This is a genomic window from Pantoea sp. Morm (assembly GCF_016643525.1).
Classification (GTDB): Bacteria; Pseudomonadota; Gammaproteobacteria; order Enterobacterales; family Enterobacteriaceae; genus Pantoea; species Pantoea dispersa.
Map to the genome: position 1 here is coordinate 117,988 of NZ_VOQX01000005.1, position 14,123 is coordinate 132,110.

The following is a 14,123-nucleotide window of genomic DNA, read 5'->3' on the forward strand; positions in this document are numbered from 1 at the left end:
AACCTGGTGGGGAACAATCGGTCAGGATGATGGACAAAATACGCGGGCGGGGAAAAGTGTGAAGCGGATCGGCCCGGCAGCAGCGTGCCGGGCCCGGTGAAGCATCAGGCTTTCTGCACCCGATTTTTAACGGTATAACCCACGGCCAGCACCAGCAGCCACACCGGAATGAGCCACACTGAAATCGCCATGCCTGGCGTCATCAGCATGATCACCAGAATGGCCGCCAGGAACAGCAGGCAGATCCAGTTACCCAGCGGATACAGCACCGCCCTGAAACGGGTGGTCACGCCCTGCTGGTCTTTTTTCTTGCGGAATTTCAGGTGCGCGAGGCTGATCATCGCCCAGTTGATGACCAGCGCGGAGACCACCAGCGACATCAGCAGGCCGAAGGCTTCGCCCGGCATCAGATAGTTAATCAACACGCACAGCGCAGTGGCTACCGCCGAGACCAGAATGGTCGCCACCGGGACACCACGACGATCCACTTTCAGCAGCGCTTTTGGCGCGTTGCCCTGCTGCGCGAGGCCGAACAGCATGCGGCTGTTACAGTAAACACAGCTGTTATACACCGACAGCGCGGCGGTCAGGATCACCACGTTGAGCGCATTCGCCACCAGCGCATCACCCAGTTCGTGGAAGATCAGCACAAACGGGCTGGTCTCTTCGGTGACGCGCGTCCATGGCAGCAGGGACAGCAACACCGCCAGCGAGCCGATGTAGAAAATCAGGATACGCCACAGCACCTGGTTGGTGGCTTTAGGGATGCTCTCTTGTGGATTGTCGGCTTCTGCGGCGGTGATACCCACCAGTTCAAGGCCACCGAAGGAGAACATGATGATCGCCATCATCATCACCAGCCCGCTGACGCCGTGTGGCAGGAAACCGCCCTGGTTCCACAGGTTGCTTACGCTGGCCTGTGGGCCGCCGTTTCCGCTAAACAGCAGCCAGCCGCCAAACAGGATCATACCGATGACCGCCACCACTTTGATAATCGCGAACCAGAACTCCATCTCACCGAACACTTTGACGTTGGTCAGGTTGATGGCGTTGATCACCACAAAGAAGATAGCCGCAGTGGCCCAGGTGGGGAATTCCGGCCACCAGAACTGAATATATTTGCCGACGGCGGTGAGTTCAGCCATCGCCACCAGCACATACAGCACCCAGTAGTTCCAGCCGGAGGCAAAGCCGGCAAAGTTGCCCCAGTATTTATAGGCGAAGTGGCTAAAGCTGCCGGCCACCGGCTCTTCCACCACCATTTCGCCGAGCTGGCGCATGATCAGGAAGGCAATAAAACCGGCGATGGCATAGCCAAGAATCACGGCCGGACCGGCCGATTTAATCACTGATGCGCTGCCCAGAAACAGACCGGTACCGACGGCACCGCCCAGCGCAATCAGCTGAATATGGCGATTTTTCAGGCCGCGATGCAGCGTTTCGCCATGCTGTTGTTCCATACAAACCTCATGATGTTGTTATTGTGCACCTGCAGTGCGCGCACTGTAAGGCTGTTCTATCTGTGTACGTTTTTCTTTACGGTATCCGGCGGGCTGTGTGCTAGCCTGAGCTACCCTGGCGACCAGAATAGTGATAAGCGCGCCGCTTTGCACCTGCTTTTGCTTTTTGTGCTGAGAGATGGCTGAAAAAGCAGCAGCATCCTCTGCGCTTCCCTTGCGCTATTTCTGCCATGAATAAGGCTTAAACACGAATAGCATTCGCTTATGGCTACGCAGCCTGGTGCGCGCTAATGCAGTGTAAGGTTTGGTAAAAGTGAAATCTGTTAACATTTGCCGGGCTGAGACGCTTTTCTGCCAGATCCCGGTAAGTTAGCGCACGGTAACCGGTGTCTGCGGTGAAAGTGTGCGGGGGGCCATATAGACACAAGGTGAATACTTTGTTACTTTACGGGCACCATTTTTCAATTGGTATTACCAATTTACTCCGGACGTTTGGCTCATAAGAAGGGATGATGGCCTACAGTAAAATTCGCCAACCCAAGCTCTCCGATGCAATCGAGCAGCAGCTGGAATCCCTGATTATGGAAGGGACGCTCCAGCCGGGTGAAAAACTGCTTCCCGAGCGTGAACTGGCCAAACAGTTTGATGTCTCACGTCCATCGCTGCGCGAAGCGATCCAGAGTCTGGAAGCCAAAGGCCTGCTGCTGCGCCGTCAGGGTGGTGGCACCTTCGTACAGCAGAATCTCTGGCAAAGCCTGAGCGACCCGCTGGTCGGCCTGCTTGCTGAACATCCTGAATCCCAGTTTGACCTGCTGGAAACCCGCCACGCGCTGGAAGGCGTTGCGGCCTACTACGCTGCGCTGCGCGGCACCGATGAAGACCTGCAGCGTATTCGCGACTGTCACGTCAACATCCAGCAGGCGCAGGACAGCGGCGATTTAGATGCTGAGGCCGATGCGGTCATGAAGTATCAGATCGCTGTCACAGAAGCCGCCCATAATGTGGTGCTGCTGCACTTGCTGCGTTCGATGGGCCCTATGCTGGAACAGAACGTCCGTCAGAATTTCGAATTGCTCTACGCTCGCCGCGAAATGCTGGCGAAAGTGAGCGGTCACCGCGCCAGTATCTTTGAGGCGATTGTGGCTCGTGAGCCAGAACAAGCACGCGAGGCATCCCATCGTCACCTGGCGTTCATTGAGGAAATCTTGCTGGACAGAAGTCGGGAGCAGAGCCGTCGTGAACGCTCCCTGCGTCGTTTACAGCAACGTAAGGAATAACGCACGGCAATGAACGTGCGACATAAACGACGGGCCTGTCTTCTTGTGCTGTGAATCAGAAGCAAAGCACAAGCAGACAGGCTCCTGATAATTCAACGTATTAGACACAGATAAGGAATACACCCCATGTCAGAACGTTTACAGAATGACGTGGATCCGATCGAAACTCGTGACTGGCTACAGGCGATCGAATCGGTCATCCGTGAAGAAGGTGTTGAGCGCGCGCAGTATCTGATTGATCAGGTATTGAGTGCTGCACGCAAAGGCGGTGTGAAAGTGGCAGCGGGCGGCAACGCCGTCAGCAACTACATCAACTCCATTGCGGTCGAAGATGAGCCGGAATATCCGGGGAACACCTCTCTTGAACGTCGTATCCGTTCCGCAATCCGCTGGAACGCCATTATGTCGGTTCTGCGTGCGTCGAAGAAAGATCTGGAGCTGGGTGGTCACCTGTCGTCTTTCCAGTCTTCTGCCACCATTTATGAAGTGTGCTTCAACCACTTCTTCCGCGCGCGTAGCGAGCAGGATGGCGGCGATCTGGTCTATTTCCAGGGCCACATTTCTCCGGGCATCTACTCGCGTGCGTTCCTTGAAGGACGCCTGACTGAAGAGCAGATGAACAACTTCCGTCAGGAAGTCCACGGCAACGGTCTCTCTTCCTATCCGCATCCAAAACTGATGCCGGACTTCTGGCAGTTCCCGACCGTGTCGATGGGTCTCGGCCCACTGAACGCCATCTATCAGGCGAAGTTCCTGAAATATCTGGAACACCGCGGCCTGAAAGATACCTCTAAGCAAACCGTTTACGCCTTCCTTGGCGATGGCGAGATGGACGAACCAGAATCCAAAGGGGCGATCACCATCGCTACCCGTGAGAAGCTGGATAACCTGGTATTCATCATCAACTGTAACCTGCAGCGTCTCGACGGTCCGGTCACCGGTAACGGTAAGATCATCAACGAGCTGGAAGGCATCTTTGCCGGTGCTGGCTGGAACGTGATCAAAGTGATCTGGGGCGGACGCTGGGACGAGCTGCTGAAGAAAGATACCAGCGGCAAGCTGATTCAGCTGATGAACGAAACCGTTGACGGCGACTATCAGACCTTCAAATCACGTGACGGTGCGTACGTGCGCGAGCACTTCTTCGGTAAATACCCGGAGACCGCAGCGCTGGTGAAAGACTGGTCAGACGAAGAGATCTTCGCCCTGAACCGTGGTGGTCACGATCCGAAGAAAATCTACGCGGCCCTGAAGAAAGCGCAGGAGACCAAAGGTCAGCCAACGCTGATCCTGGCGCATACCATCAAAGGCTATGGTATGGGTGACACCGCGGAAGGTAAGAACATCGCGCACCAGGTTAAGAAGATGAACATGGATGGCGTTCGCTACATCCGCGATCGCTTCAACGTGCCAGTGGCTGACGACAAGATCGAACAGCTGCCGTATGTGACCTTCGAAAAAGGCTCAGAAGAGTACAACTACCTGCACGGCCAGCGCGAGAAGCTGGGTGGCTATCTGCCAACCCGTCAGGCTGAGTTCAGCGAAAAGCTGGAAATGCCGGCGCTGGAAGAGTTCAGTGCGCTGCTGGAAGAGCAGAGCAAAGAGATCTCTACCACCATCGCCTTCGTGCGTGCGCTCAACGTGATGCTGAAGAACAAGTCGATCAAAGATCGTCTGGTGCCGATCCTCGCGGACGAAGCGCGTACCTTTGGTATGGAAGGTCTGTTCCGTCAGATTGGTATCTACAGCCCGAACGGCCAGCAGTATACGCCGCAGGACCGTGAGCAGGTTGCGTACTATAAAGAAGACGAGAAAGGCCAGATTCTGCAGGAAGGGATCAACGAGCTGGGCGCAGGGTCTTCCTGGCTGGCGGCGGCGACCTCTTATAGCACCAACAACCTGCCGATGATTCCGTTCTACATCTACTATTCGATGTTTGGTTTCCAGCGCATCGGCGATCTGATGTGGCTGGCAGGCGACCAGCAGGCGCGCGGCTTCCTGGTGGGCGGCACGTCCGGTCGTACCACGCTGAACGGCGAAGGTCTGCAGCACGAAGATGGTCACAGCCACATTCAGTCGCTGACTATCCCGAACTGTATCTCTTATGATCCGTCTTACGCGTACGAAGTGGCAGTCATCATGCATGACGGTCTGGTACGTATGTACGGCGAAGCGCAGGAAAATATTTACTACTACATCACCACGCTGAACGAAAACTACCACATGCCTGCGATGCCGCAGGGTGCGGAAGAGGGTATCCGTAAGGGTATCTACAAGCTGGAGACGGTAGAAGGCAGCAAAGGCAAAGTGCAGCTGCTGGGCTCAGGTTCTATCCTGCGTCACGTGCGCGAAGCGGCACAGATCCTGGCGAAGGATTACGGCATCGGTTCTGACGTCTACAGCGTAACCTCGTTCACCGAGCTGGCACGCGACGGTCAGGATTGTGAGCGCTGGAACATGCTGCACCCAACGGAAACTCCACGCGTACCGTACATCGCTCAGGTGATGAACGATGCGCCGGCGGTGGCATCGACCGACTACATGAAGCTGTTCGCAGAGCAGGTTCGCAGCTACGTGCCAGCCAGCGATTATCGCGTGCTGGGTACCGATGGTTTCGGCCGTTCAGACAGCCGCGAAAACCTGCGTCACCACTTCGAAGTGGATGCGTCATACGTAGTGGTTGCAGCCCTGGGTGAACTGGCTAAACGCGGCGAAATCGAGAAGAAAGTGGTGGCGGATGCGATCGCGAAATTCAACATCGATGCCGATAAAGTTAACCCGCGTCTGGCTTAAGAGGTAAGAGAGTAATGGCTATCGAAATTAACGTACCGGATATCGGGTCAGACGAAGTTGAAGTCACCGAGATTCTGGTCAAGGTGGGCGACAAGGTTGAAGCCGAACAGTCGCTGATCACCGTGGAAGGCGATAAAGCCTCGATGGAAGTGCCTTCGCCGCAGGCCGGCGTGGTCAAAGAGATCAAAATCGCGACCGGTGACAAAGTGAATACCGGTTCACTGATCATGATTTTCGACGCCGAAGGTGCAGCTGCTGCGGCACCGGCCGCCGAAGAGAAACCAGCGGAAGCCGCACCTGCTGCGGCTGCCGCCAGCGAAGCGAAAGACGTTAACGTACCGGATATCGGCGGCGATGAAGTCGAAGTCACCGAAATTCTGGTTAAAGTGGGCGACAAAGTGGCGGCTGAGCAATCGCTGATCACCGTCGAAGGCGACAAAGCCTCCATGGAAGTGCCTGCACCGTTTGCCGGTGTGGTGAAAGAGATCAAAATCGCCACGGGCGACAAGGTGAACACCGGTTCACTGATCATGATCTTTGAAGCCGAAGGCGCGGCGCCAGCAGCGGCTGCCAAACCTGCCGTGAAAGAAGCGGCGGCCTCCGCGCCAGCCGCGGCTGCGGGTGCCAAAGACGTTAACGTCCCGGATATCGGCGGCGACGAAGTGGAAGTCACCGAAGTGCTGGTCAAAGTAGGCGATAAAGTTGAGGCTGAGCAATCACTGATCGTGGTGGAAGGCGATAAAGCGTCAATGGAAGTTCCGGCGCCGTTTGCCGGTACGGTTAAAGCGCTGAAAGTGGCTACCGGCGATAAAGTCAGCACCGGTTCGCTTATCATGGTGTTCGAAGTAGAAGGCGCTGCGCCGACTGCTGCGGCACCGGCAGCGAAACAGGAAGCCGCACCAGCTGCAGAAGCCAAACCGGCTGCTGCACCTGCGCCAGCAGCGGCGAAAGCCGATGCGAAGAGCGAATTTGCTGAAAACGATGCTTACGTGCACGCCACGCCGGTGATTCGTCGCCTGGCGCGCGAGTTCGGTGTTAACCTGGCGAAAGTCAAAGGCACCGGCCGTAAAGGTCGCATCCTCAAAGAGGACGTGCAGGCTTACGTGAAAGACGCGGTGAAACGCGCTGAAGCGGCACCGGCTGCGGCCGCAGGCGGCGGTATTCCGGGCATGCTGCCATGGCCGAAAGTGGACTTCAGCAAGTTCGGTGAAATCGAAGAAGTGGAACTGGGTCGTATCCAGAAAATCTCGGGTGCTAACCTGAGCCGTAACTGGGTAATGATTCCGCATGTGACTCACTTCGACAAAACCGATATCACCGATCTGGAAGCGTTCCGTAAGCAGCAGAATGCGGAAGCCGAGAAGCGCAAGCTGGATGTGAAGTTCACCCCGGTGGTGTTCATCATGAAAGCGGTCGCCGCGGCACTGGAGCAGATGCCACGTTTCAACAGCTCGCTGTCGGAAGATGGTCAGAAGCTGACGCTGAAAAAGTACATCAACATCGGTGTGGCGGTGGATACGCCAAACGGTCTGGTGGTTCCGGTGTTCAAAGACGTGAACAAGAAAGGCATCACTGAGCTGTCGCGTGAGCTGATGGCGACGTCGAAGAAAGCGCGTGATGGCAAACTGACCGCCAGCGATATGCAGGGCGGCTGCTTCACCATCTCCAGCCTTGGCGGCCTCGGCACCACGCACTTCGCGCCAATTGTTAACGCGCCGGAAGTGGCTATCCTCGGGGTGTCTAAATCGGCGATGGAGCCGGTGTGGAACGGCAAAGAGTTCGCTCCGCGCCTGATGATGCCGATTTCGCTGTCGTTCGACCACCGCGTCATCGACGGTGCGGATGGTGCGCGCTTCATCACCATCATTAACAATATGCTGTCTGATATTCGCCGTCTGGTGATGTGACGTTAATCAAGGCCGGCAAATGCCGGCCTTGTTGTAAGCATTCGGAGTTGCCGCGGTTGGCAGTTTGTTAACAATTCTGTAAACTCTCGCGGTGAAATGTCCCGGTGGAGATAGGGCATCAAGAGCCTGGGAAAGGGTCGCTTTTGACCGCCGGCAATCTAACAAGAGGTCATGATGAGTACAGAGATTAAAACTCAAGTCGTGGTACTTGGGGCAGGTCCTGCAGGTTACTCTGCAGCCTTCCGTTGCGCTGATTTAGGTCTGGAAACCGTACTGGTAGAGCGCTACAGCACCCTCGGCGGTGTCTGTCTGAACGTCGGCTGTATCCCGTCAAAAGCGCTGCTGCACGTGGCGAAAGTCATCGAAGAAGCTAAGGCTCTGGAAGAGCACGGTATCGTGTTTGGCCAGCCGCAGACTGACATCAACAAAATCCGTACCTGGAAAGAGAAAGTCATCACTCAGCTGACCGGTGGTCTGGCTGGCATGGCAAAAGGCCGCAAAGTGAAAGTGGTCAACGGTCTGGGTAAATTCACCGGTGCTAACACGCTGGTAGTAGAAGGAGAGGGCGGCGCAACCACCATCAACTTCGACAACGCCATTATTGCTGCTGGCTCGCGTCCTATCGAACTGCCCTTCATTCCGCATGACGATCCGCGCGTGTGGGACTCTACCGATGCGCTGGAGCTGAAAGAAGTTCCGAAGCGTCTGCTGGTTATGGGCGGTGGCATCATCGGTCTGGAGATGGGTACCGTCTACCATGCGCTGGGTTCAGAGATCGACGTGGTCGAGATGTTTGACCAGGTGATCCCGGCCGCCGATAAAGATGTGGTGAAAGTGTTCACCAAGCGTATCAGCAAGAAATTCAACCTGATGCTGGAAACCAAAGTCACCGCGGTAGAAGCGAAAGACGACGGTATCTACGTATCAATGGAAGGTAAAAAAGCGCCGGCTGAACCACAGCGTTACGACGCAGTGCTGGTGGCGATTGGCCGTGTACCGAACGGTAAAGGTCTGGATGCTGGCAAAGCAGGCGTGGAAGTGGACGATCGCGGCTTTATCCGCGTCGACAAACAGATGCGCACCAACGTGCCACACATCTATGCTATCGGTGACATCGTCGGTCAGCCAATGCTGGCGCACAAAGGCGTGCACGAAGGTCACGTGGCGGCAGAAGTGATTTCCGGTCTGAAGCACTACTTCGACCCGAAAGTGATCCCTTCTATCGCTTACACCGAGCCAGAAGTGGCCTGGGTGGGTCTGACCGAGAAAGAAGCCAAAGAGAAAGGTATCAGCTACGAAGTGTCCACCTTCCCGTGGGCGGCATCGGGCCGTGCTATCGCGTCTGACTGTGCAGACGGTATGACCAAACTGATCTTCGACAAAGAGACGCACCGTGTTATTGGTGGCGCGATTGTCGGTACCAACGGCGGCGAGCTGCTGGGTGAAATCGGTCTGGCTATCGAGATGGGTTGTGATGCCGAAGATATCGCGCTGACCATCCACGCGCACCCAACCCTGCACGAATCGGTTGGCCTGGCGGCGGAAGTGTTTGAAGGTAGCATTACTGACCTGCCAAATCCGAAAGCGAAAAAGAAATAAGTTCGCCTGAGGCTTAGGTTAATTAACGGCTCCTGTAAGGAGCCGTTTTTTTATTAATTGAAAACGTAAGTTGAATAGATAAAAGCGGGCGCAGGAGCATCACCTTAACGATGCCGGAATAGCGGAGGAAACCCTCCGCTATTGAAGTTTACTGTTGTGCTTCGTAAGCCATGACAGCCGATAATTCAGCCGCGAATATCCGCAATCGTAATTCACACAGTGAACTGCGATTTGCCAGGCATAAACCTAACAGGATGAGCCCGCTGATAATCAGCGTGCTGAATTTCACCTTCATAGTCACTTACTCCTTGCATTAGCACGAGCAAGCCACTACCCTGACACTGTCTGGGTGTTTTGGGTAGTGGCTCACCCGTGCGGTTAATGAAAATTAATCGCACGGTTCACCTTCCACCATCCACCCCAATTTCTTTTGCAGATCTTAAGGCAGATAGCCTCAAGCGCCCGCAGGCAGTCTACGCTATTTATTTATCATTTCCTCTTTTATTTTTTTATCTCTTTTTTAAATCGCAGTTATTTTTTAAGGGTGTATTTTAATTGAGTGACTAAGTTTAAAGGTTAATTTAAACCGGCACTGCGTTGATAATTAATTAAATACGCGCAAGGCATCACGTTCAATATTTATCAGGTGATGTGGTATTAATTTTTCCTCAGGAAAACGTGTGCGGGAAGCTGAAGGGTAGCCGTTTAGTGCAAGCGCATTAGCACATAACCAAAAGTGAATGAACCGGCCTGAAAGGGGATTGCAGGTTATGGATTCGCTGCATGAAGGCCGGATGCAACAAATTACTCGCTACAACCTGGGTCCATTGGCTACCGGCACAGGCGCGAACAGGCACTATTAGAGCCGCTCTGGCTTCTCTCCTGGCGCAAAGCGCAGACAAATCTGCTAAATAACGCGCGGATGTTGCTTTTTTGTAAACGGATTAACAATCAGCCGAAATCCTGCTATGCTGGCCGACGCAGAACCGGGCACCTCACCCTACTGTTTGACAGCATCAACAGGTGCACCGGAAAGCTATACAATGAGAGCGAGGAGAACGTCGTGCTAGAAGAATACCGTAAGCACGTTGCCGAGCGTGCTGCCCAGGGAATCGTACCTAAGCCGTTAGATGCTTCCCAGATGGCCGCGCTGGTTGAACTGCTGAAAAACCCGCCAGCGGGTGAAGAAGAATTCCTGACTGACCTGCTGGTCAACCGTGTCCCGCCGGGTGTTGATGAAGCGGCGTATGTAAAAGCCGGATTCCTGGCAGCTATCACAAAGGGCGAAGCCCACTCTCCTCTGGTCACTCGTGAAAAAGCAGTCGAACTGCTGGGCACCATGCAGGGCGGCTACAACATCCATGCGCTGATCGAGGCGCTTGACGATGAGGCTCTGGCACCGATTGCCGCTGAAGCACTGTCCCACACGCTGCTGATGTTCGATAACTTCTACGACGTCGAAGAGAAAGCCAAAGCGGGTAATCCCCACGCGAAGAAAATCCTCCAGTCCTGGGCTGATGCAGAATGGTTCCTTAAGCGTCCTAAGCTGGCAGAAAAAATCACCACCACCGTGTTCAAAGTGACCGGCGAAACCAACACCGACGACCTCTCTCCGGCGCCGGATGCATGGTCACGTCCGGATATTCCACTGCACGCGCTGGCAATGCTGAAAAACCCACGTGACGGTATCGAACCCGACGATGCTGGCAACGTTGGCCCGATCAAACAGATTGAAGCTCTGCAGCAGAAAGGCTTCCCGCTGACCTACGTCGGTGACGTGGTTGGTACCGGTTCTTCACGTAAGTCCGCGACCAACTCAGTGCTGTGGTTCATGGGTGACGACATTCCGTATGTGCCGAACAAAAAAGGCGGCGGTCTGTGCCTCGGCGGTAAAATCGCGCCGATCTTCTTCAACACCATGGAAGATGCCGGCGCGCTGCCGATCGAACTCGACGTTGAGCGCCTGAACATGGGCGATGTGATTGACGTTTACCCTTACAAGGGTGAAGTACGCAATCACGAGACCAATGAACTGCTGGCGACCTTTGCGCTGAAAACCGACGTGCTGCTGGATGAAGTGCGCGCCGGTGGCCGTATTCCGCTGATTATCGGTCGCGGCCTGACCACCAAAGCGCGTGAGTCGCTGGGTCTGCCGCACAGCGATGTGTTCACCAAAGCCAAAGATGTGGCCGAAAGTAACCGTGGTTACTCGCTGGCGCAGAAAATGGTGGGCCGCGCCTGTGGCGTGGCAGGGATTCGTCCTGGCGCCTACTGTGAACCGAAAATGACCTCGGTCGGCTCTCAGGACACCACCGGTCCAATGACCCGTGATGAACTGAAAGATCTGGCGTGTCTGGGCTTCTCCTCCGATCTGGTGATGCAGTCCTTCTGTCACACTGCCGCTTATCCGAAGCCGGTCGATGTCACCACACACCACACGCTGCCGGACTTCATCATGAACCGTGGCGGTGTCTCGCTGCGTCCGGGCGATGGCGTGATTCACAGCTGGCTGAACCGTATGCTGCTGCCGGATACCGTCGGCACCGGCGGTGACTCGCACACCCGCTTCCCGATTGGCATCTCGTTCCCGGCCGGTTCTGGTCTGGTGGCATTTGCCGCGGCGACGGGCGTAATGCCTCTGGATATGCCGGAGTCAGTGCTGGTGCGCTTCAAAGGCGAAATGCAGCCGGGCATCACGCTGCGCGATCTGGTGCACGCGATTCCGCTGTACGCCATCAAGCAGGGCCTGCTGACCGTTGAGAAGAAAGGCAAGAAAAACATCTTCTCCGGTCGCGTGCTGGAAATCGAAGGTCTGCCGAAGCTGAAAGTTGAGCAGGCGTTTGAGCTGACCGATGCCTCGGCCGAGCGTTCTGCGGCGGGTTGTACCATCAAGCTGGATAAAGAGCCGATCATCGAGTATCTGAACTCCAACATCGTACTGCTGAAGTGGATGATCTCCGAAGGCTACGGCGACCGTCGTACGCTGGAGCGCCGTATTCAGGGCATGGAAAAATGGCTGGCCGATCCGCAACTGCTGGAAGCCGATGCCGATGCGGAATACGCAGCGGTGATCGAAATCGATCTGGCGGAAATCAAAGAGCCAATCCTGTGTGCGCCGAACGATCCGGACGACGCGCGCTGGCTGTCTGACGTGCAGGGTGAGAAGATCGACGAAGTGTTCATCGGTTCGTGCATGACCAACATCGGTCACTTCCGTGCGGCAGGTAAACTGCTGGACGCGCACAAAGGCCAGCTGCCGACCCGCCTGTGGGTAGCGCCGCCAACCAAGATGGATGCCGCGCAGCTGACAGAAGAGGGCTACTACAGCGTCTTCGGTAAGAGCGGTGCGCGTATTGAGATCCCGGGCTGTTCACTGTGCATGGGTAACCAGGCGCGCGTGAAAGACGGCGCGACGGTGGTTTCCACCTCGACCCGTAACTTCCCGAACCGTCTGGGTACCGGTGCCAACGTGTTCCTGGCATCAGCCGAGCTGGCTGCGGTCGCTTCCCTGCTGGGTAAACTGCCTACGCCGGACGAGTATCAGCAGTTTATGGTGCAGGTGGATAAAACCGCTGCCGACACCTACCGCTACCTGAACTTCGATCAGCTGGGCCAGTACACCGAAAAAGCGGACGGAGTGATTTTCCAGACCGCGGTGTAAAATACGCCTGCCAGTGAAAAAGGGACGAGCGCATCGTCCCTTTTTTTATGCGCTTTTTTCCCTCGCCGTCTCCAGGCATAATGCGAGCGCGATCCCACTTTCTTGCGCGCGCTGCGCACAAAATGCACGAAAGCGTGCCGTCTGGCGCGCCACTGGTATGAGGCCAACATGGAATATGAATTTCTGCGTGACGTGACCGGTCAGGTCCGGGTGCGCATGTCGATGGACCACGAAGCGGTGGGGCACTGGTTCAATGAAGAGGTGAAAGAGAACTTTGCGCTGCTGGATGAAGTCGAAGCCGCGGTGCGTGCAGTCAAAGGCACGCAGCAGCAGTGGCAGCGCGTCGGGCACGAATATACGCTGTGGCTGGATGAGGAAGAGGTGATGATCCGCGCCAATCAGCTGGCGTTAGAGGATGACGGCCTGGAAGAGGGCATGACTTATTACGATGAGGAGAGCCTGTCGTTCTGCGGCGTGGAGGATTTCCTCGCGGTAATTGCTGCTTATCGCCGGTTTATGGCCGGCCGTTAACGGGCGCCCGCAGCCGGGGCGCCACTGTCGTTGCGCAGGTTACACGCCGTTAATGGCGGAACGGGCGTGGGATAAAGGTTCCTCATCCACAATCGGTTCGACCTTGCCGAGCAGGAACAGGTAGTTAAGGATTCCGATCACCACCAGCACCGCCGAGAACACCAGCGCCCAGGTAAAGTGGCCGGTGGCACCGACGATAGCGCCGGTAATGATTGGCCCGACCGCGCCGCCCATATTGGAGACGGTATTCTGCAACCCGGCAACAATTGACACGCTGTTGGTGGGCGCAACATCGCCCGGCAGCGCCCACACCTGAGATGCCGCGACGGTGGTGCCGGACTTAGCAATACACAGCAGCAGTACCGTCATGAACACGGAATCGGTGAACGGCGCGAACCCGATGCACAGCGCCATCAGCAGGCCAATCGTCAGGAACAGCTTGCGTGTGGCGGTCAGCGACAGCACTTTTTTGTGCACCATACGGTCCGACGCCCAGCCCGCCAGCACCTCAATCACCATGCCGCAGATCAGCGGCAGCGCCGCCACCATGCCCATTTTCAGGAAATCCATCCCTTTGTCTTTCACCAGGTAAGTTGGCAGCCAGGTGATAAAGAAGTAGGAGGTGTAATTGATGGTGAAGAAGCCAATACACATCGCCCAAATGTTGCGGTAGCGCAGCAGCTTGTACCACTTCATCGGCCGCACGTTCTTATCGCCGTGCTTCTGCGCCTGGCCATCGCGGATCAGGCGCACTTCATCGGTGCTGATCGCTTTGTGATCTTCCGGGTTCTCGGCATAAATGAAGTACCAGGCGATGACCCAGATCAGCCCGACGGCACCAATCGCCAGAAAGGTCAGACGCCAGTCAAACAGCGCGATCATAAAGACGATCAGC

The 14,123-nt window shown here is 55.8% G+C and carries 9 protein-coding genes; 6 read left to right on the plus strand and 3 right to left on the minus strand.

All coding sequences use genetic code 11. The features are described 5' to 3' along the window. Nucleotides 1–104: 104 nt before the first annotated feature. Nucleotides 105–1,460, minus strand: coding sequence for an aromatic amino acid transporter AroP (gene aroP, locus FT726_RS03370; RefSeq protein ID WP_058759500.1), 1,356 nt, complete (start codon nt 1,458–1,460; stop codon nt 105–107). 512 nt (nt 1,461–1,972) lie between these two features. Between aroP and pdhR the strand changes: the two genes are divergently transcribed. The 4 genes from pdhR (at nt 1,973) to lpdA (ending at nt 9,036) form a co-directional block, all read left to right on the plus strand. Continuing rightward, nucleotides 1,973–2,737: a pyruvate dehydrogenase complex transcriptional repressor PdhR gene (gene pdhR, locus FT726_RS03375; protein ID WP_021507539.1), complete on the plus strand. Its 765-nt coding sequence runs from the start codon at nt 1,973–1,975 to the stop codon at nt 2,735–2,737. 126 nt (nt 2,738–2,863) lie between these two features. After that, entirely contained in the window at nt 2,864–5,530 is a 2,667-nt protein-coding gene (gene aceE, locus FT726_RS03380) for a pyruvate dehydrogenase (acetyl-transferring), homodimeric type (protein WP_021507538.1), read from the plus strand. A gap of 14 nt (nt 5,531–5,544) precedes the next feature. Then, nucleotides 5,545–7,437: a pyruvate dehydrogenase complex dihydrolipoyllysine-residue acetyltransferase gene (gene aceF / locus FT726_RS03385; protein ID WP_215480884.1), complete on the plus strand. Its 1,893-nt coding sequence runs from the start codon at nt 5,545–5,547 to the stop codon at nt 7,435–7,437. A gap of 174 nt (nt 7,438–7,611) precedes the next feature. Then, complete coding sequence (gene lpdA, locus FT726_RS03390; RefSeq protein WP_058759502.1) at nt 7,612–9,036, plus strand: dihydrolipoyl dehydrogenase; 1,425 nt, start codon at nt 7,612–7,614, stop codon at nt 9,034–9,036. A 148-nt stretch (nt 9,037–9,184) separates the two neighbouring features. Here lpdA and FT726_RS03395 read toward each other — a convergent pair whose 3' ends face one another. Then, nucleotides 9,185–9,331, minus strand: a complete 147-nt coding sequence (locus FT726_RS03395; RefSeq protein ID WP_021314460.1) for a Hok/Gef family protein — start codon at nt 9,329–9,331, stop codon at nt 9,185–9,187. A 768-nt stretch (nt 9,332–10,099) separates the two neighbouring features. Between FT726_RS03395 and acnB the strand changes: the two genes are divergently transcribed. Beyond that, nucleotides 10,100–12,697 (plus strand): bifunctional aconitate hydratase 2/2-methylisocitrate dehydratase, encoded by a 2,598-nt coding sequence (gene acnB / locus FT726_RS03400; protein WP_346302398.1) that lies wholly within the window; start codon nt 10,100–10,102, stop codon nt 12,695–12,697. Between the two features lie 168 nt (nt 12,698–12,865). Beyond that, the gene (gene yacL, locus FT726_RS03405; protein WP_031279698.1) at nt 12,866–13,228 is read left to right on the plus strand and encodes a protein YacL; all 363 of its coding nucleotides are present in this window, start codon (nt 12,866–12,868) and stop codon (nt 13,226–13,228) included. 39 nt (nt 13,229–13,267) lie between these two features. Here the strand turns inward: yacL and FT726_RS03410 are convergent. Beyond that, a partial coding sequence (locus FT726_RS03410) for an MFS transporter (protein ID WP_346302399.1) occupies nt 13,268–14,123 on the minus strand: 856 nt, incomplete at its 5' end.

Bases quoted from the DNA above. Each gene is read 5' to 3' on its own strand.
- aroP (WP_058759500.1), bottom strand. From the start codon at position 1,460: ATGGAACAACAGCATGGCGAAACGCTGCATCGCGGCCTGAAAAATCGC.
- pdhR (WP_021507539.1), top strand. From the start codon at position 1,973: ATGGCCTACAGTAAAATTCGCCAACCCAAGCTCTCCGATGCAATCGAG.
- aceE (WP_021507538.1), top strand. From the start codon at position 2,864: ATGTCAGAACGTTTACAGAATGACGTGGATCCGATCGAAACTCGTGAC.
- aceF (WP_215480884.1), top strand. From the start codon at position 5,545: ATGGCTATCGAAATTAACGTACCGGATATCGGGTCAGACGAAGTTGAA.
- lpdA (WP_058759502.1), top strand. From the start codon at position 7,612: ATGAGTACAGAGATTAAAACTCAAGTCGTGGTACTTGGGGCAGGTCCT.
- FT726_RS03395 (WP_021314460.1), bottom strand. From the start codon at position 9,331: ATGAAGGTGAAATTCAGCACGCTGATTATCAGCGGGCTCATCCTGTTA.
- yacL (WP_031279698.1), top strand. From the start codon at position 12,866: ATGGAATATGAATTTCTGCGTGACGTGACCGGTCAGGTCCGGGTGCGC.